This window comes from Pseudomonas amygdali (assembly GCF_002699855.1).
Classification (GTDB): domain Bacteria; phylum Pseudomonadota; class Gammaproteobacteria; order Pseudomonadales; family Pseudomonadaceae; genus Aquipseudomonas; species Aquipseudomonas amygdali.
Genome location: NZ_LKBW01000007.1, coordinates 1 through 19,227, shown reverse-complemented (window position 1 = coordinate 19,227; position 19,227 = coordinate 1). Strand labels below are relative to the sequence as shown.

Genomic DNA, 19,227 nt, shown 5'->3' with positions numbered 1-19,227 from the left:
ACCTTGGCTGTATCTGGTGCACCGAGGCGCTTGGTTTTGCTGCCGGTTCCCGGCAGTTCGCGGACGAGCCCGCTCCTACAAAACCTGGATATCACGGACCAGTGAAGCGTCGCTAGGCTCAGCTACCCGCTACGGTCATACGCTCGATCAGCACCGAGCCGGTGCGGATGTTGCTGCGCAGTTCAAGATCGCTGCCAACGGCGACGATCTGTTTGAACATGTCACGCATGTTGCCGGCAATCGTCACTTCCTGAACCGGAAATTGTATTTCCCCGTTCTCGACCCAGAAACCTGCTGCGCCCCGCGAATAGTCACCAGTAACCATGTTCAGGCCGCTGCCCATCAATTCGGTTACCAGCAAGCCACGGCCCATACGTCGAATCAGCGCGGCCTGATCTTCCGAACCATGGGTGACGAACAGATTATGCACCCCGCCCGCATTGGCGGTGCTCGGCATGCCCAGCTTGCGACCGGAATAAGTGCTCAGCACATAGGAAACCAGATCGCCGCCTTCCACGAACGGTTTGGCAAACGTCGCCAGACCGTCGCTGTCGAACGCCGAACTGCCCATTGCGTGCTTCAAGTGCGGACGCTCATCAATGGTCATCCACTCCGGGAACAGCCGCTGACCCAGGGCCCCCTCCAGAAATGACGATTTACGGTACAGGTTGCCACCGGAAATGGCACCGAGAAAGCTGCCGAACAGGCCACCTGCCAGTTCTGCGGCAAACAGCACCGGCACTTCACAGGTCGGCACAGGACGCGCGCCCAGACGGCTTGCCGCACGCAACGCAGCCTTGCGACCAATGCTCTGGGCATCAGCCAGCAGCTCACCCTGGCGATTGACGTCGTACCAGTAATCACGCTGCATCTGGCCTTCGCCCTCGGCGATCATCACGCAACTGAGGCTGTGCCGCGTTGATGCATAACCGCCGATGAAGCCATTGCTGTTGCCATACACACGGCAGCCCTGATGGGTATTGAGCGTGGTGCCATCGGCGTTCTTGATCCGGCTGTCGGCGTCGAAGGCCGCGGCTTCGCAGATCAGCGCTTTCTCGATGGCCTGCTCGGGCGTTATATCCCAGGTGTGATAAAGATCGAAATCCATGACCTCTTTGGCCATCAGCGCAGCATCAGCCAGCCCGGAGCTTTCGTCTTCGGAGGTGTGCTCGGCAATCGCCAGTGCGGCGGCGACGGTTTCACGAATGGCATCGGCCCCGGTGGCCGAGGTGCTGGCAGAGCCTTTACGCTGCCCGACATACAGGGTGATACCGAAACCCTGATCGCGGTTGAACTCGACGGTTTCAACTTCACGCTGACGCACCGATGTCGACAGCCCCTGATCCACCGACACTGCGACTTCGCAGGCGCTGGCGCCCTGACGCCGGGCTTCGGCGATAATCTGCTCGACCTGTTCCTGCAGTTCGGGCAAGGCTTGCGGACCGACGCTTTGGGTTGCACTCATGACTTTCTCCATCAAATTCTTCTTTCAGCACAGGCCGAATACCGACCGGGCCGGACAAGCGGCCCACGACTGGTTATCATGGCGGCGTTTCTTTGCGGACTGCCCCCATGGTTGATTCTTACGACGACTCCCTCGACGGGGAGAAAAGCAAAACCCAGGTCAAACGAGAGCTGCATGCTCTGGTCGACCTCGGCGAGCGACTGACAACACTCAAAGCCGATGTGCTGGCCAAGTTGCCGCTGACCGACGCTTTGCGCAAGGCCCTGGCCGAAGCGCCCAAGCACACGGCGAACATCGCGCGAAAGCGGCATATTCTGTTCATTGGCAAGCTGATGCGCGATCAGGACCAGGAAGCCATTCTGGTGTTGCTGGACCAACTCGATGCCTCCACTCGCCAATACAACGAACGTTTTCACAATCTGGAGCGCTGGCGTGATCGCCTGATCGCGGGTGATGACGCCGACCTCGAGAAATTCGTTGTCGAATACCCCGATGCCGACCGTCAGCAGCTGCGCTCGCTGATTCGTCAGGCGCAACACGAAGTTGCACGTAACAAACCGCCGGCCACCAGCCGCAAAATCTTCAAATACATCCGTGAGCTGGACGAACTTCAACGCGGTCTGCGTTGATTTCAACCGCGGGGCCGGCAGCAGCAAGCGGCCAGCCCCGACTCACCTTCAGCTACCCGTACCACCTACCGTGATCGCATCGATTTTCAGCGTGGGCTGACCCACACCGACCGGCAGAGACTGGCCGTCCTTCCCGCACGTCCCCACGCCGCTATCGAGCGACAGGTCGTTGCCCACCATCGATACCCTGCTCATGGCTTCCGGCCCGTTACCGATCAAGGTCGCACCCTTGACCGGCGCAGTGATTTTGCCGTCCTCGATCAAATAAGCCTCGCTGGTCGAAAACACGAATTTGCCGCTGGTGATATCCACCTGACCGCCACCCAGATTGGCGCAGTAAATACCGCGCTTCACCGAGGCGATGATTTCCTGCGGGTCGCTCTGCCCGCCCAGCATGTAGGTATTGGTCATACGTGGCATCGGCAGGTGAGCGTAGGACTCTCGACGACCGTTACCAGTCCGTGCGACACCCATCAAGCGGGCATTGAGCTTGTCCTGCATGTAGCCCTTGAGCACGCCGTTCTCAATCAGTGTGGTGCACTCGGTCGGTGTGCCTTCGTCATCGACACTCAGCGAGCCGCGACGCCCTGCAAGGGTACCGTCGTCAACAATCGTGCAAAGTTTCGATGCAACCATCTCGCCCATGCGCCCGCTGTAAGCCGAACTGCCCTTGCGATTGAAGTCACCTTCAAGGCCGTGACCAACCGCCTCGTGCAGCAGCACGCCTGACCAACCGGAACCCAGCACCACCGGCAATGTGCCTGCCGGAGCAGGAATCGCTTCCAGGTTGACCAGCGCCTGACGCAGCGCTTCACGCGCGTAGCCCATGGCACGATCATCGGTCAGAAAATAACGGTAGTCCGTACGCCCGCCACCGCCATGCCCGCCCCGCTCGCGGCGGCCGTTCTGCTCGACGATGACACTGACGTTGAAGCGCACCAGCGGACGCACATCGGCGGCCAGACTGCCATCGGCTGCGGCCACCAGAATGCGCTCCCAGACACCGGCCATGCTCACAGACACCTGCTGGATACGCGAGTCCAGCGCGCGCGTCGCGACGTCAATGCGTTTGAGCAGTTCGACCTTCTCGGCGCGGCTCAGCACTTCCAGAGGATTATCCGGGGCGTATAACTGGGCCACATCCTGCGAGGTAAAAGCCTGCACCCGGCCATTCTGCCCAGCGCGGGAGATGGAACGGGCAGCACGGGCAGCGGTGCGCAGTGCGTCCTCAGTGATGGCATTGCTGTAAGCGAAACCAGTCTTTTCGCCCGATTGAGCGCGCACGCCCACGCCTTGATCGAGATTGAAACTGCCTTCCTTGACGATGCCGTCTTCGAGCGACCAGGACTCGGAGATCATGCCCTGAAAATACAGATCAGCCGCGTCGATACCCGGGCCGGCAAGCTCGCCGAGCACCGATTGCAGGCTGTCGAGGCTCAGGCCACCAGGGGCCAGAAGGTGTTCGCTGACTGAGGACAGATCACTCATATTCACTCCGAAGCAGGCCGCATGGCGTCCTGCGAAAAAAAGCGCCGGTGACTGGACACCGGCATCCGCGCCCGTATGGACGCCTGTTCTTCACTGTCGCGCCTGGCCAGCAGCACGGCTTCACCCTGTGCCTGCTCGGCCAGTACGCGGCCCCATGGATCAACGATGGCCGCGTGCCCGTAAGTCTCGCGAGGCCCCGGATGGACCCCGCCCTGTGCCGCCGCCAGCACGTAACACTGGGTTTCGATGGCGCGCGCCCGGATCAGAATGTCCCAGTGCGCAGCACCCGTTACCGCAGTAAAAGCTGACGGCGCGGTAATCAGTTCAGCACCGGCCTCCCGCAGCGCGGTGTACAGCTCGGGGAAGCGCAAGTCATAACAGACTGTCAGCCCCACGCGCCCTACAGGTGTATCGGCCACCACCACATTGTTTCCGTGAGCATAGTCATCGGATTCACGGTAGCGGCCCCGATTGTCAGCAACATCCACATCAAACAGATGCAGCTTGTCATACCGGGCCACCTGCTCACCGTGTTCATCGATCAGCAACGAACACGCCGTCACCTTGCCATCGGGTCGCTCATCCGGCGGCAGTGGCAAGGTTCCGGCAACAATCCATAACTTGAGGTCGCGAGCGGCCAGTTTCAACCATGGCAGGATCGGCCCATGCCCATGAGCTTCGGCACGACCGATGTTGGCCACGTCACGCCGCCCCATGGCAACAAAGTTTTCGGGCAGCACCGCGAGCCGCGCGCCACCTTCGGCTGCCTGCTCCAGCAAGCGGCGAGCGCTGACCAGATTAGCCTGGACATCGCTTTGGCTGACCATCTGAATCACAGCAAAGGACATGGCGACCCGCTCCTTGATGACCTGGCCACCACTGTACTCCATGCGGCGCTATTGGGGCTTTTCAAATGGCTTGTCGAACGTGATCTTCGGCTCTTTCCAGGGCCCTTCGACCTTGTATTGCACGCTGGCGAAGCGGGCAACCCTGTCGCCCAGCAGCTTGTCGACCAGGAACAGCGCGCCGCCAATGGCTGGCGCACCGACAATCAATGCCGCGATCGGCAGGTTGTTGGTCACCGGCAAGGTCACCAGCAGCTTCGCATCAACGCGGTCGCGGACCATGTCCAGCGTACCGTTGAGCTCAAGATTACTCGACGGCCCGGTCAGGGTAATCGGGTTGCGCGTCACATAAACACCGTCGCTGGCGACCAGCAGCCCTTTGACCCGGTCGTAACTGAGCCCTTTGCCCAGCAGGTCGGAGAAGTCCAGGCGCAAGCGACGGCCGATGGAGTTGAAATTCAACAATCCAAACACCCGCAGCGCCTGAGCACCGCCTTCTACCTCGACAAACTGGCCTCTGTTCAACGTCGCATCCAGGCTGCCGGAATAACGCTTGAGGCCCACCCAGGCAGGCGAACCCGGCCAGCGTCCGTCGACATTCATTTCGAAACTTTCACTGGTGACCGTCGGCGCGAAGTTCCAGGCCTTGAGCACGTCTGCCAGATTCTTGCCTGCCACACGCCCCTTGAACGAGCTGCTGCTGGACCCCGGAGTGCCCTCCCAGGCACCATCGCCCTCGAGCAAAATACCTTTGAGCCCCAGACTCAGGTCGGACATGCGCATACCGGTCGCCGTCGGGCGGGTTTTCAGCGACCAGGCACCCAGTAACTGGTCGCCCTGAAACAGCTGGGCAATCTTCACGTCCAGCGCAGGAATATTGTGCGGGTCGATATCCGCCAGAGGGTGAGGCGCGTTCTCGACGACCGCCGCATTCGGATCAGAGGCAGGCAGTCGCACGTAGAGCATGTTAATACCGATCGGCGCGGACTTCGCGTCGGGCAGCACGGCAGTGCCCTTGGCCAGCGCGCTGTCCAGCGACAAGGCCCAAGCCGCAGCATTGGGCTGCAATTGAACAAGTACGTTATCCAGCGTGGTGCCCATCGCCGTCAGCTTGCCGATCTGCAGGTCGACGCTGTTGAGCAGTTGTTTTGCGCTGCCGCCCGGATCATTGCCGGTATATCGTCCAGCCAGCTCCTGCCAGGGCGCTACGTCCAGCTCAGACAATTCGCCACGAATCCGCAGCCCTTTGGCGTCCGGCACTATCGCCCCGCCGCGCCCGAGATAAAGCTCGCCGCGACCGTCGGCAAACTTGCCATTCGGTGCGGCAAAAGCAAAGTTGGCCTGATCGTTATACGCCGCGCCAAGCCTGCGCTCCGCGCCTTGCAGGGTCATGCGGAACTCGCTGAGACGCTCCTCCTCGGCAATCTTGCCAAACGGTGCAGGCAGATCGATTGCCACGCCTTTGAGCGTGGAATTGATCACCAGCGGGCTGTCCTTGCTGTCCAGAGTCAATTGCAGCTGATACGGCAAGTCACCCGACACCGGCAGTGGCTGGGTAACGCTCAGCCAGTCGGTCAGCCGCTTCACGGTGATCTGCCCGTTTGCCACAATGCGTGTCACGTTGTCGCCTGGCTTGCCTTCGGCAGCGATTTCTGCGGTCACGGGACGATCAAATGCCTGCGCCTTGATGCCCTTGCCGCTCAGCCCTTTGGCGCTGTCAAAGCGGAAATCGCCCTTGAGGCGAGTCAATTCCAGCACCGGGTCAGCCAGTTTCAAACGCGCATTGTCGGTACTGAAATCCACCACAACCTTTGGCTCGACGCCCTTGGCCAGCGGAATATCCAGCTTCAGCTTGCCATCCAGCGGACCATCGCCGGTCCAGCCGGCAAACGTGCTGGCCGTGCCGATAGGCGCTTGCTGGAGAATCTTAAGGCCATCGATCAGATTGCCGGAGAAACTGCCATCGACCAGCAGGTGGCTGTCCTGACCTGCCGGGACGTGGGGAATATTGACCAGCACGTTGCTTATTTTGGTATCGAGCAACTGCCCTTTGCTTGCCTTGACTCGCACGCCGCTGTTTTCGACGTAAACCTTGCCGTCGACTCCGGTCAACGAAGGCCAGCCCGGCTGGAACGCCAGCGTTGCGTTGCTGACATCGAAAAACAGGCTGATGACGCGTGCGGTGTCGGGCGAACTCTTGTTCAGCGACCCTTGATACTGAAAGAAACCCTGCTTGACCGCACCACTCACCACGGCGGTGCGCAGCCAGTGATCAAGCTCGGGACTGAGGGCTGTAGGCAAATACTTGCTGGTGTAACGACCATCGCCGTCGACCATGCCGACCCGCAGGTCCATGTAGTCTTCCTGCTCATGGCTGAGATGAATCCTGATCAGAAAGTCTGCCGCGATCTTGCCTTCGTCGCCGAGCACTTTGATATACGGCGCGATCAGGGTGAATGCCTGATCATCGAGCTTCCAGGTCAGACGGGCATTGGCCTTCTGGTAGCGCCAGGGCTTGGCGAAGATAGGGTCCAGATGAAGCATAAAGTCATTGGTGTCGAGCCGCAGTTCGCCCTGGCCCAGATCGCCGCTGATGGCCCCGGTGACATTTCCGGCCGCCGGGGCCCCGCGATAGGCGTTGAACCCCACTTTGTCCAGATTGGCGGCAAAGCTCAGGCGCTTGTCGCCGGCTGCCTGTGGCCGGTAATCCAGCAACACGTTACGCAGCCCGCCTGTCACCTTGAGACCGTCGACCACTGCCATGGCTTTCTCCGGCAACGGTGCGAGGGAATCAATAAGCGGCGTGAGCGGCGTCAGGTCCAGGCGATCGGCCTGCACATGCCAGAGTTCTTCGCTGTCGGGCGTCGCAGCGGTTTGCGTGAGTTGTAGGCGGCTTTCCCAGCGCTTGTCGCCCAGGCTCATCGCCAGTGAATCGAGGTTCAGGTCGAAACCTGTGTCAGTGCGCGCAAACCAGGCGTTGAGCGCGAGGTTGTCGACAGTCGAGGGTTTGCGACCGGCATAAACGCCTTTGACATGCGGCGCATTAAGCCGCGCAGTCGCGCTTTGCACAGTGCCCTTGCCCCAGCTCATCCACAGCTCGCCACCGGCCTGCAGCTTCGACAGTGTCCATTCCCGGGTGAGGCTTTTTGGCAACCACCTGGCCCAGTCGCTTTGCGGCAGGCTGGCGTAGACATCTGCCTCGCCGTCCTTCCACTGACTGGCCTGGATACGTGAACGCACATTCAGGGCAAACGGCTGGCCATCCGGCAGCGTCAGGCGTGCATCAAGGCGCTGGTGATAACTGCCTGTGGCCAGACTGAGGTTTACATAGGTCAGGGTCAGCGGCGCGGCGTCAAACGGTTGCACAGTGACCTGGCTGTCGAGCAGCGACAAGTGCGAGACCATCTGCATCTGCTCAAGCACTTGCCCGGGGTCGAACGGGCTGTCGTTGCGCACTGGCAAGCCCTGTACCGACCAGTTGCCCTCCTTGTCCTGCCTGAGCATGAACTGCAGGCCGTCCACCTCGAGATGAGCGATGCGCACTTGACGCGCCAGCAGGCTTTCCCAGAGGTCGGGAACAACCCTTACACGATCAAGACGCACAGCACTGGAACCCTCTCCGACCATGACGTCGTGAGCCAGAAAAACCGGGGCAAACCGGCTCCAGCTACCTTCCAGACTGCCAATGCTCAACGGCATGCCAAGCGCGCTGCTGGCCCTGGTTTCCACATCCACACGGTATTCGGCAACCAGCGGCGTGAGCTGACGCCCGAGGCTTACGTACAACGCCGCGAGCACCAAAACCAGTGCGCACAGGCTCAAACCCCAACGAGTCAGGGTTGCAACAAGGCGAGGAAGACGACCCATATCAGGATGCCCTCCGCTGCGGGATACAAGCAGCGGAATCGGCGAATCGATTCCGGCTCAGGTGTGCAGGTGCGTTCAGGTACAGGTTTTGCTCATTTCCCACGCATCATTCTCGATAAAACGGCATACCTGCCGGAAACCCGAAGGGCACTTGTCATCATATTTCAAACGATCAGCACCCTCAGAGCAGCACCACGTCGTATTGTTCCTGCGAGTACATGGTTTCTACCTGAAAACGGATGGTCCGGCCAATGAAGCTCTCCAGTTCAGCCACGTTGCCCGACTCCTCGTCGAGCAAGCGATCGACCACGCGCTGATTGGCCAGAACCCGATAACCCACCGCCTGATAGGCTCGGGCTTCTCGCAGGATCTCGCGAAAGATTTCATAGCAAATGGTCTCGGGGGTTTTCAGCTTGCCCCGACCCGCGCAGCAATGGCAGGGCTCGCAGAGCACTTGCTCAAGACTTTCACGGGTGCGCTTGCGGGTCATCTGCACCAGGCCAAGCTCGGTGATACCGATGATATTGGTCTTGGCGTGATCGCGTTCCAGCTGTTTCTCCAGCGTGCGTAACACCTGACGCTGATGCTCACCGTCTTCCATGTCGATGAAATCGATAATGATGATGCCGCCCAGATTCCGCAGGCGCAGCTGCCGGGCAATGGCTGTAGCGGCTTCCAGGTTGGTTTTGAAGATGGTTTCTTCAAGGTTGCGATGCCCCACAAACGCGCCGGTATTGACGTCGATGGTGCTCATCGCCTCGGCCGGATCGACCACCAGATAACCACCGGACTTGAGCGGCACCTTGCGTTCGAGAGCTTTCTGGATTTCATCCTCGACCCCATAGAGGTCGAAGATCGGCCGTTCGCCCGGATAATGCTCCAGCCTGTCGGCAATCTCCGGCATCAATTCGGCCACGAACTGGGTGGTCTTCTGAAAGGTTTCCCGCGAGTCGATGCGGATTTTTTCGATACGCGGGCTGACCAGGTCACGCAAGGTACGCAGGGCCAGGCCCAGGTCCTCGTAAATCACCGTGGGCGGGCTGACGGTCTTGATCTGCTCGCCGAGCTGATCCCAGAGCCTGCGCAGATAGCGGATATCCATGAGGATTTCATCAGCACCGGCACCTTCGGCCGCGGTGCGCAGAATAAAGCCTCCGGCCTCTTTGATACCTTCCAGGGCGACACAATCGCTGACAACTTTTTTCAGTCGTTCACGCTCTGCCTCGTCCTCGATTTTCAGGGAAATGCCTACATGCGCAGTGCGCGGCATGTACACCAGATACCGTGACGGAATGGAGAGCTGGGTAGTCAGCCGCGCGCCTTTGCTGCCGATGGGGTCCTTGGTGACTTGCACCACAAGGCTCTGGCCGTCATGCACCAGCGACGCAATGCTCTCGACGGCAGGCCCTTCACGCATGGATATTTCCGAGGCATGAATGAATGCAGCGCGGTCCAGACCGATATCGATGAACGCCGCCTGCATGCCGGGAAGCACCCGCACTACCTTGCCTTTGTAGATATTGCCGACGATGCCGCGGCGCTGGGTACGCTCGACGTGCACCTCTTGCAGAACACCGTTTTCTACCACTGCCACCCGTGATTCCATCGGGGTGATGTTGATCAGGATCTCTTCACTCATGACTCGTCACCTTCCAGGCATTGCCAGCAGGGTATGCCGAAATGGCCAAGCAGTTCTGCGGTTTCACACAGAGGCAGACCAACCACCCCAGAATAGCTGCCTTGCAGGCCCTCGACGAAAATCGCCGCCAGCCCTTGAATGCCATAGCCTCCGGCCTTGTCGGCAGGCTCGCCACTGGCCCAGTAGGCTTGGGCCTCGTGGGGTTGAATCGGGCGAAAGCGCACGCGACTGGTCACAATACGGGTTTCACTGCGATGCCGATCACTCAGCGCGACGGCGGTCATCACTTCGTGCTCGCGCCCGGACAGGGCCGTCAGCATGGCCAGAGCATCCGCCTCATCGGCCGACTTGCCGAGAATGCGCCCATCAAGCACCACCGCCGTGTCAGCGCCCATCACGCAGGCCTGTTGTTCGGCCGCCAGCACAGACAGCCCGGCCTGGGCCTTGCCGAGCGCAAGACGCTCGACATAGGCAGCCGGGGTTTCGTGGTCGAAGGGAGTTTCGTCAATCTGAGCGTTCAGTACGGTAAAGGACACACCGATCTGAGTCAGAAGTTCGCGGCGGCGCGGCGAGCCAGAAGCCAGATAAAGCGAGGGCATAAGGACATCTCCGTGTCTGTTCGGGTGAGCGCCAGGGACGCAGCGGGGCGTCGCGCTCACCTTGCGCTTAATTGATTTTCAAACGTTTGCGCAATCCACGCAGGCCATAGCTGATCCAGGGCCACAACAGGGCACTGACCAGCGCGGGTAGAACCAGCGCCAGCGTAGGCTGACGGTTGCCGGTCAATGCACTCAGCCAGAGCTGCGCAAGCTGCGCCAGACCGAATACGACCAACAGCACCAGACATTGCTGCCACATGGGGAACATACGCAGACGCTGCTGCAGGGACATCACCAGAAACGTGATCAGGCTGAGGATCAGCGCATTCTGGCCAAGCAATGTGCCATACAGCACATCTTCCATCAGCCCCAGTATCCACGCAGTGGTCATACCATATTTGTGCGGCAGCGCCAGAACCCAGAAGGTCAGCAACAGGGCCAGCCACAAGGGCCGGAAGATTTCCATGAATTGCGGCAGCGGCGAAACGCTCAGCAACAGACCGATCGCAAACGTCAGCCAGACCACCCAGCCATTGCGCCCGGAAACATGACTAACCATCGATAGGCTCCCGAGCAGTGGAAGGTCTTGAAGCAGGCGGCTGTGAAGCAGCAGGCCGGGCGGCAGGCCTTGCCGGTGTCACAGGCGCTGCAGCCGGCGCAGGCGTTGTCGATTGCGCAGCAGGCTTGTGCGTTGCAGTGCTGCCCGGGAATACCGGAACAGTTGCTTGCGGCCACATCGGGAAAGCAGGTGTCGGCGGCGGCAGGGTCGCCATCACTGAAGGCTCGATACCCTTTTCGATGGATTCCTGCGCTTGCGCCGCGTCAGCAGCCCGCTCTTCCGGCGAACGACCGTCCGAGAACACCAGCAGCAGATAACGGCTGCGATTCAATGCGGCGGTTGGCACGGCACGCACGATTGCGAACGGCTGGCCGGAGTCGTGAATCACTTCCTTGACCGTAGCCACCGGGTAGCCAGCCGGGAAGCGCTGCCCCAGGCCGGAACTGACCAGCAGATCACCCTCTTTGATGTCGGCAGTATCTGCCACATGCCGAAGCTCAAGCCGTTCAGGGTTGCCGGTGCCGCTGGCGATAGCACGCAGGCCGTTGCGATTCACCTGCACCGGAATGCTGTGGGTCGTATCAGTCAGCAGCAGGACCCGCGAGGTGTACGGCATCAGCTCGACAACCTGGCCCATCAGGCCACGCGCATCGAGCACCGGCTGGCCCAGCACAACGCCGTCGCGCTCGCCCTTGTTGATGATGATGCGATGGGTGAAGGGGTTCGGGTCCATGCCGATCAACTCGGCGACCTCGACCTTTTCGTTGACCAGCGCAGAAGAGTTCAGCAACTCACGCAAACGAACGTTCTGCTCGGTCAGTGCCGCCAGCTTTTGCAAGCGACCTTGCAGGAGCAACGCTTCGGTCTTGAGTTTTTCGTTTTCGGCGATCAGCTCTGTGCGGCTGCCGAACTGACTGGCAACGCCTTGATACAAACGTTGTGGCAGATCAACGATCCAGTAGGACTGCATGAGCACCATCGACATCTGGCTGCGCACGGGCTTGAGGATCGTAAAGCGGGCGTCGACAACCATCAACGCAACCGACAGAACGGCCAGCACCAGCAGACGTACGCCCAGCGAAGGGCCTTTTGCGAAAAGCGGTTTAATAGGCCGCTCCTCCGGGGCATGCGATCGTTGGATCGAACTTCGATTGGCAATTATTCATGCGGTATGTAACCGGCCTAGACAAATGAAAGAGATAGGCACCCTGTTTCGGTGTCAGCACGATGCATACAGGTAGCACATACGCCACCTGCATACAAAAGACTCCGTGAAAGGCACTCCGGCGAATTACTCGCTGGAGAGCAGATCCATGGTGTGCTTATCCATCATTTCCAGCGCACGGCCACCGCCGCGGGCTACGCAGGTCAGCGGGTCTTCGGCAACGATCACCGGGAGACCTGTTTCCTGAGCCAGCAATTTGTCCAGATCACGCAGCAATGCACCGCCACCGGTCAGGACCAGACCACGCTCGGCGATGTCCGAGGCCAGTTCCGGAGGCGACTGCTCCAGAGCGCTCTTGACCGCCTGAACGATGGTCGCCAATGACTCTTGAAGCGCTTCAAGCACTTCGTTGGAGTTCAGGGTGAACGCACGTGGCACGCCTTCAGCCAGGTTGCGGCCGCGGACGTCGACTTCACGCACTTCACCGCCCGGGTAGGCCGTACCGATTTCCTGCTTTATGCGCTCGGCGGTGGATTCGCCGATCAGGCTGCCGTAGTTACGACGCACATAGGTGATGATCGCTTCATCGAAACGGTCGCCGCCTACACGTACGGATTCGGCATACACCACACCGTTCAGGGAAATCAGCGCGATCTCGGTGGTGCCGCCGCCGATGTCGACAACCATCGAACCGCGAGCTTCTTCCACCGGCAGACCGGCACCGATTGCAGCGGCCATTGGCTCTTCGATCAGGAATACTTCGCGTGCACCTGCACCCAGGGCAGATTCGCGAATGGCACGACGCTCAACCTGGGTGGATTTGCACGGAACGCAGATCAGCACACGAGGGCTGGGCTGCAGAAAGCTGTTTTCGTGGACCTTGTTGATGAAGTACTGCAACATTTTTTCGCAGACGCTGAAGTCGGCGATAACGCCGTCTTTCATTGGACGAATGGCTGCGATGTTGCCTGGAGTACGGCCCAGCATACGCTTGGCTTCGGTACCGACGGCCACGACACTCTTCTGGTTGCCGTGAGTACGAATGGCAACGACAGAGGGTTCATTCAGAACGATACCGCGCTCACGCACGTAGATAAGGGTGTTGGCAGTGCCCAGGTCGATGGATAGATCACTGGAAAACATGCCACGCAGTTTCTTGAACATGGGAAAGGGACCCTAGGGAACGCGTGGTAAAAAAAGTGCGGCAAACTCTAACAACGACAGGGATTTTGGGCAAGGAGCCAATATGCTAAATTGGCGGTTTTCCGAACATGACCCTCGACGTTAGCGGCTTGAGACAGTAATAACGCGATAGTGTTCCGCAATTGGCAACAAAGCAAATCCATAAGCATTCCACTGGAGATACCCCATGGCGCTTGAACGCTCCGACGTGGAAAAGATCGCTCATCTGGCCCGACTGGGTCTCAATGACGCCGATATCCCGCGTACCACCGAAGCACTTAACAGCATTCTCGGACTGGTCGATCAGATGCAAGCGGTCGACACCACTGGCATCGAACCTCTGGCCCATCCGCTGGAAGCCACCCAGCGCCTGCGCGAAGACGCCGTCACCGAGCGAAATCGTCGTGACACTTACCAAGCCATCGCACCAGCGGTCCAAGACGGCCTCTATCTGGTTCCGAAAGTCATCGAGTAAGGGAAAGCGCCTGCATGCATCAAATGACTCTGGCCGAGATCGCTCGCGGACTCGCCGAAAAAAAGTTTTCTTCTGAAGAGCTGACCCGCGTTCTGCTGTCGCGTATCGCGACGCTCGACCCGCAGCTCAACAGCTTCATCAGCCTCACCGAAGACCTGGCCATCACTCAGGCCCAGGCGGCAGACGCTCGGCGCGCCGCCGGTGAGAACGGCCCGCTGCTCGGCGCCCCGCTGGCGCACAAGGACCTGTTCTGCACCCAGGGCATCCGTACCAGTTGCGGCTCCCGGATGCTCGACAACTTCAAGGCGCCGTATGACGCCACGGTTGTGTCGAAACTGGCTTCGGCAGGCACGGTAACGCTGGGCAAGACCAACATGGACGAATTCGCCATGGGTTCGGCCAACGAATCCAGCCATTACGGCGCGGTGAAAAACCCGTGGAATCTGCAATGCGTGCCCGGTGGCTCGTCCGGTGGTTCGGCAGCGGCGGTTGCTGCACGCCTGCTGCCTGCCGCAACCGGCACCGACACCGGCGGCTCGATTCGCCAGCCTGCGGCACTGACCAACCTCACCGGCCTCAAGCCTACCTACGGCCGTGTTTCGCGCTGGGGCATGATTGCCTACGCTTCAAGCCTCGATCAGGCAGGGCCAATGGCGCGCACCGCCGAAGATTGCGCACTGCTGCTGCAAGGCATGGCCGGCTTCGACCCGCAGGACTCGACCAGCATCGACGAGCCGGTTCCGGACTACTCCGCCAGCCTCAATACCTCGCTCAAGGGCCTGCGTATTGGCGTACCGAAAGAGTATTTCAGCGCAGGCCTGGACCCGCGTATCGCGCAATTGGTGCATGAAAGCGTCAAGGAGCTGGAAAAACTCGGTGCGGTCGTCCAGGAAGTCAGCCTGCCAAACCTGCAACACGCAATCCCGGCCTACTACGTCATCGCGCCGGCTGAGGCCTCGTCCAACCTGTCGCGCTTCGACGGCGTGCGTTTCGGCTACCGCTGCGAAGACCCGAAAGACCTGACCGACCTTTACAAGCGTTCCCGCGCTGAAGGCTTTGGCCCGGAAGTCCAGCGCCGCATCATGGTGGGCGCCTATGCGCTGTCGGCGGGCTACTACGACGCTTATTACCTGCAAGCGCAGAAGATCCGTCGCCTGATCAAGAACGATTTCATGAGTGCATTTGCCGAAGTCGACGTAATACTCGGCCCGACCACGCCCAACCCGGCCTGGAAAATCGGCGCCAAGACCAACGATCCGATTGCCGAATACCTGGAAGACTTCTACACCATCACCGCCAACCTGGCGGGCCTGCCCGGCTTGTCCATGCCCGCAGGCTTTGTCGATGGCCTGCCGGTCGGCGTGCAGTTGCTCGCTCCGTATTTCCAGGAAGGCCGTCTCTTGAATGTGGCGCATCAGTATCAGCAAGTCACCGACTGGCACACTCGCGCACCTGAAGGCTTCTGAGGAGAAACACATGCAATGGGAAGTCGTCATCGGGCTGGAGATTCATACCCAGCTTTCGACCCAATCAAAGATTTTTTCCGGTAGCGCCACCACGTTCGGCTCCGAGCCCAACACCCAGGCCAGTCTCGTCGATCTGGGCATGCCCGGCGTTCTGCCGGTGCTGAACAAGGAAGCCGTGCGCATGGCCGTCAAGTTCGGCCTGGCGGTGGATGCCGAAATCGGCCAGCACAACGTGTTTGCCCGCAAGAACTACTTCTACCCCGACCTGCCCAAGGGCTACCAGATCAGCCAGATGGAGCTGCCGATTGTCGGCAAGGGCCACCTGGACATCACTCTGGAAGACGGCACAGTCAAGCGCATCGGCATCACCCGCGCGCACCTTGAGGAAGATGCAGGCAAAAGCCTGCACGAAGACTTCCAGGGCATGACCGGTATCGACCTGAACCGTGCCGGCACGCCGCTGCTGGAAATCGTTTCCGAGCCGGGCATGAGCAGTGCCAAGGAAGCCGTGGCCTATGTAAAAGCCATTCATGCGATTGTCCGTTATCTGGGCATCTGTGACGGCAATATGGCCGAAGGCTCGTTGCGTTGCGACTGCAACGTGTCGATTCGCCCGAAGGGCCAGGTCGAGTTCGGCACACGTTGCGAGATCAAGAACGTCAACTCGTTCCGCTTCATCGAGAAGGCGATCAACAGCGAGATCCAGCGCCAGATCGATCTGATCGAAGACGGTGGCAAGGTTATCCAGCAGACCCGCCTGTACGATCCGAACACCAACGAAACCCGCGCCATGCGCAGCAAGGAGGAAGCCAACGACTACCGCTACTTCCCCGACCCGGACCTGTTGCCGGTGATCATCGAGGATTCGTTCCTCGAAGAAACCCGCGCCACATTGCCGGAACTGCCGCCGCAGAAGCGCGAACGTTTCCAGAGCCAGTTCGGCCTGTCGACCTACGATGCCAGTGTGCTGGCCTCCAGCCGCGAGCAGGCCGACTACTTCGAGCAGGTGGTCAGCATCAGCGGTGACGCCAAGCTGGCCGCCAACTGGGTCATGGTCGAACTGGGCAGCCTGCTGAACAAACAGGGCCTGGAAATCGAACAGTCGCCGGTCAGTGCCGAGCAACTGGGCGGCATGCTCAAGCGCATCACCGACAACACCATTTCCGGCAAGATCGCGAAAATGGTTTTCGAGGCGATGGCCAATGGCGAAGGCAGTGCCGATGAAGTCATCGACAAGCGCGGCCTGAAGCAGGTAACCGACAGCGGTGCCATCGAATCGATGCTCGACGAGATGCTGGCTGCCAATGCGGAGCAGGTCGAACAATATCGCGCCGCCGATGAAGCCAAGCGCGGCAAGATGTTCGGTTTCTTCGTCGGTCAGGCAATGAAAGCCTCCAAAGGCAAGGCCAACCCGCAGCAGGTCAACGAGTTGCTGAAGGCCAAGCTGGAGGGCTGATACCGAGCACGCGGTGCAACACCAAGNTGTGACGCGGAGCGTCACGAAATGCATGCCAACGCGGAGCATTGGCACGATAGGTGTTCTCGCGCGCACCTATCGTTCTTCACGCTCCAGCGTGGGGGCGCCGTTCTGGAAGCTTTGCGTCCACTGTTGGGTACGCGGTGCAACACGCGCACCTATCGTTCCTCACGCTCCGCGTGGGAATGCAGTTCTGGACGCTCTGCGTCCGCTGTTGCGTGCGCGCTGCAACACCGAGTTGTGACGCGGAGCGTCAGGAAATGCATGCCAGCATGGAAGATTGGCATGAGAGTCAACCACACCTACTCCGGCACTCAGGAACCCAACCCATGCGCCGCCTTATTTTTGCCTGCAGCCTGCTGACGTTACTGGCAGGCTGCGCCAATCACATCATCGACCCTCACGGTTATGACGAGACCGGCACAGCCGCTTATTACGGTGCCCGCCATCATGGCAATCGCACAGCCAGTGGCGAACCCTTCAATCAGAACGCCCTGACTGCCGCCCACAGGCAGTTGCCATTCGGCACGCGCGTCAAGGTCACTAACCTGGACAACGACAGGTCAGTGGTCGTACGCATCAATGATCGCGGCCCTCACACGCGTGGTCGTTTGATCGATGTCTCTCGCGAAGCAGCCGAACAACTGGGTATGCTGCGTAGCGGCACCGCGCCAGTGCGTGTTCAGGCCCTCGATTAGCCTTAATCCCGTTCAACACTAACAAGGACACTCGTATTCTCCAGCTATCGGCCCTGCCCGCCCCCGCGCTCATTCAAATGTTCAGCGGCCTGCTATTGCTGCTGATAGGGGCAGAACTTTCAGTGCGTGCGGCAGTGCATCTGGCGGCGATTTTCAAGGTCAGGCCATTGCTCATTGGCCTGACCGTGGTGGCGATGGGCACCAGCGCGCCGCAAATGGCGGTAAGCCTGCAAGCTGCGTTTGCCGATAACACCGACATCGCCGTAGGCAGCGTCATCGGTGGCAACATCTTCAATGTCCTGGTGATTCTTGGCCTATGCGCGCTGATCATCCCGTTACGCGTTGCCCGCCAGGTGCTGCACATCGATATTCCGCTGATGATCGGTGCCTGCCTGCTGGCCATCGGCCTGTCATGGAACGGCGAATTCAGCAAATTTGACGGTGCACTGCTGCTTGCAGGTTTGCTGGTCTGCCTGATTGTCATCATCCGCCAGGGCGGTCACACGCCGCGCCACGGCCATGCCGAAACAACAGAGAAACCACGCACCTTCACGCGCATCCTCATGCTTGCCGCAGGCTTGCTGCTGCTGACCGCTGGCGGGCACTTGCTGGTTGACGCATCGGTCGTGATCGCCATCCATCTGGGGCTTTCCGAGCGCATTGTCGGCCTGACCATCATCGCCATCGGCACCTCATTGCCCGCCCTGATGACCTCGCTGATCGCGGCGTTTCGTGGCGAACGGGATATTGCAGTGGGGAATGTGATCGGCAGCAATCTGTTCAACCTGCTGGGGGTATTAGGAGTGACTGCACTGTTCGCCCCGGTGCCGCTGACGGTCTCGCCGAATGCAATGGTGTTCGACCTGCCGATCATGCTCGGTGTTTCGCTGCTTTGTGTGCCGCTGTTCTATTCCGGCTACCGGATAGACCGCATGGAAGGGTTGTTTTTGCTGTCCTTGTACCTGACTTACGGGCTGCATATTCTGGCGATCAGCACTGGAATGGCACTGGCCGAAAGGCTCGAGACAAAAATGCTTACTCTGGTTCTGCCTGTGCTCGGCGTTGTTGTTGCCTGGGGCACGATCCGCGCCTGGCGACGCCAGCACTGACCTCAATCCGCATCGATACAAGGGGAATGCCATGACAGACAAGACAATCAGCGAAGGCGAGCAGATCCGTCGTCAGGTAATGGGCGATGTCTACGTCGACCGTGCGCTGGGTAACGCAACCGAGTTCAGCCAGCCGCTGCAGGACTTCGTCAACGAGCACGCCTGGGGCAGCGTCTGGAGTCGTGAGGGTTTGCCGCTGAAAACCCGCAGCCTGATCACCCTGGCCACCCTCACCGCCCTGAAATGCCCGCAAGAGCTAAAGGGCCATGTTCGTGGAGCACTGAACAACGGTTGCACGGTGGAGGAAATTCGCGAGGCGCTGCTGCACTGCGCGGTCTATGTCGGCGTGCCAGCAGCCATCGACGCGTTCCGTGCAGCACAGGAAGTCATCGACAGCTACGTAAAGCCGGACTAGATCCAGCCGCCCCATTGCAGAATGAAAATTCCCACGTTGGTGGTGACCGCTGCGGCCTGGTATGACCCCCGAAGGTTGGACGCAACCTTTGGAGGCGTCATGGGTAAATATACAGTGCAGGCAAAACTCGCAGCCGTGAAAGAATATTG

At 60.0% G+C, this 19,227-nt stretch carries 16 protein-coding genes; 7 read left to right on the top strand and 9 right to left on the bottom strand.

Translation table 11 applies throughout. From position 1 onward, the window contains the following. Nucleotides 1–118: 118 nt before the first annotated feature. A complete protein-coding gene (gene pmbA, locus AO277_RS01375; RefSeq protein WP_029240913.1) occupies nucleotides 119–1,465 on the bottom strand; it encodes a metalloprotease PmbA in 1,347 nt (448 codons plus the stop codon). A 107-nt stretch (nucleotides 1,466–1,572) separates the two neighbouring features. Here pmbA and yjgA point away from each other — a divergent pair, with 107 nt between their 5' ends. Next, entirely contained in the window at nucleotides 1,573–2,094 is a 522-nt protein-coding gene (gene yjgA, locus AO277_RS01370; protein ID WP_003364101.1) for a ribosome biogenesis factor YjgA, read from the top strand. Between the two features lie 48 nt (nucleotides 2,095–2,142). On the opposite strand, the gene tldD is transcribed toward yjgA, so the two are convergent. The 8 genes from tldD to mreB all read right to left on the bottom strand — a co-directional run bounded on the left by tldD (nucleotide 2,143) and on the right by mreB (nucleotide 13,420). Next, entirely contained in the window at nucleotides 2,143–3,582 is a 1,440-nt protein-coding gene (gene tldD / locus AO277_RS01365; protein ID WP_002555101.1) for a metalloprotease TldD, read from the bottom strand. A 2-nt stretch (nucleotides 3,583–3,584) separates the two neighbouring features. Next, nucleotides 3,585–4,430: a carbon-nitrogen hydrolase family protein gene (locus AO277_RS01360; protein WP_010208101.1), complete on the bottom strand. Its 846-nt coding sequence runs from the start codon at nucleotides 4,428–4,430 to the stop codon at nucleotides 3,585–3,587. A 48-nt stretch (nucleotides 4,431–4,478) separates the two neighbouring features. Next, complete coding sequence (locus tag AO277_RS01355; RefSeq protein WP_044317658.1) at nucleotides 4,479–8,294, bottom strand: YhdP family protein; 3,816 nt, start codon at nucleotides 8,292–8,294, stop codon at nucleotides 4,479–4,481. A 181-nt stretch (nucleotides 8,295–8,475) separates the two neighbouring features. Continuing rightward, nucleotides 8,476–9,933, bottom strand: a complete 1,458-nt coding sequence (rng, locus tag AO277_RS01350) for a ribonuclease G (protein WP_002555104.1) — start codon at nucleotides 9,931–9,933, stop codon at nucleotides 8,476–8,478. Next, on the bottom strand, nucleotides 9,930–10,532 hold the full coding sequence (locus AO277_RS01345) for a Maf family protein (RefSeq protein WP_044317659.1): 603 nt from the start codon (nucleotides 10,530–10,532) through the stop codon (nucleotides 9,930–9,932). The genes rng and AO277_RS01345 overlap by 4 nt, the downstream gene beginning before the upstream one ends. A 67-nt stretch (nucleotides 10,533–10,599) precedes the next feature. Then, nucleotides 10,600–11,091 carry a rod shape-determining protein MreD gene (gene mreD / locus AO277_RS01340; RefSeq protein ID WP_003364106.1) on the bottom strand — a complete coding sequence of 164 codons (492 nt, stop codon included), beginning with the start codon at nucleotides 11,089–11,091 and terminating at the stop codon, nucleotides 10,600–10,602. Beyond that, complete coding sequence (gene mreC, locus AO277_RS01335; RefSeq protein WP_044317660.1) at nucleotides 11,084–12,151, bottom strand: rod shape-determining protein MreC; 1,068 nt, start codon at nucleotides 12,149–12,151, stop codon at nucleotides 11,084–11,086. The genes mreD and mreC overlap by 8 nt, the downstream gene beginning before the upstream one ends. A gap of 231 nt (nucleotides 12,152–12,382) precedes the next feature. Beyond that, nucleotides 12,383–13,420: a rod shape-determining protein MreB gene (gene mreB / locus AO277_RS01330; RefSeq protein ID WP_002555108.1), complete on the bottom strand. Its 1,038-nt coding sequence runs from the start codon at nucleotides 13,418–13,420 to the stop codon at nucleotides 12,383–12,385. A 205-nt stretch (nucleotides 13,421–13,625) separates the two neighbouring features. Between mreB and gatC the strand changes: the two genes are divergently transcribed. From gatC to AO277_RS01295, 6 genes are all read left to right on the top strand, one after another. Beyond that, a complete protein-coding gene (gatC, locus tag AO277_RS01325; protein ID WP_002555109.1) occupies nucleotides 13,626–13,913 on the top strand; it encodes an Asp-tRNA(Asn)/Glu-tRNA(Gln) amidotransferase subunit GatC in 288 nt (95 codons plus the stop codon). Between the two features lie 14 nt (nucleotides 13,914–13,927). After that, the gene (gatA, locus tag AO277_RS01320) at nucleotides 13,928–15,379 is read left to right on the top strand and encodes an Asp-tRNA(Asn)/Glu-tRNA(Gln) amidotransferase subunit GatA (RefSeq protein ID WP_044317661.1); all 1,452 of its coding nucleotides are present in this window, start codon (nucleotides 13,928–13,930) and stop codon (nucleotides 15,377–15,379) included. A 10-nt stretch (nucleotides 15,380–15,389) separates the two neighbouring features. Further along, complete coding sequence (gene gatB / locus AO277_RS01315; protein ID WP_044317666.1) at nucleotides 15,390–16,835, top strand: Asp-tRNA(Asn)/Glu-tRNA(Gln) amidotransferase subunit GatB; 1,446 nt, start codon at nucleotides 15,390–15,392, stop codon at nucleotides 16,833–16,835. A gap of 350 nt (nucleotides 16,836–17,185) precedes the next feature. Further along, entirely contained in the window at nucleotides 17,186–17,554 is a 369-nt protein-coding gene (locus AO277_RS01305; protein ID WP_002555111.1) for a septal ring lytic transglycosylase RlpA family protein, read from the top strand. Between the two features lie 77 nt (nucleotides 17,555–17,631). Continuing rightward, nucleotides 17,632–18,663: a calcium/sodium antiporter gene (locus AO277_RS01300; protein WP_044317662.1), complete on the top strand. Its 1,032-nt coding sequence runs from the start codon at nucleotides 17,632–17,634 to the stop codon at nucleotides 18,661–18,663. A 31-nt stretch (nucleotides 18,664–18,694) separates the two neighbouring features. After that, complete coding sequence (locus AO277_RS01295; RefSeq protein WP_044317663.1) at nucleotides 18,695–19,078, top strand: carboxymuconolactone decarboxylase family protein; 384 nt, start codon at nucleotides 18,695–18,697, stop codon at nucleotides 19,076–19,078. Nucleotides 19,079–19,227: the final 149 nt, after the last annotated feature.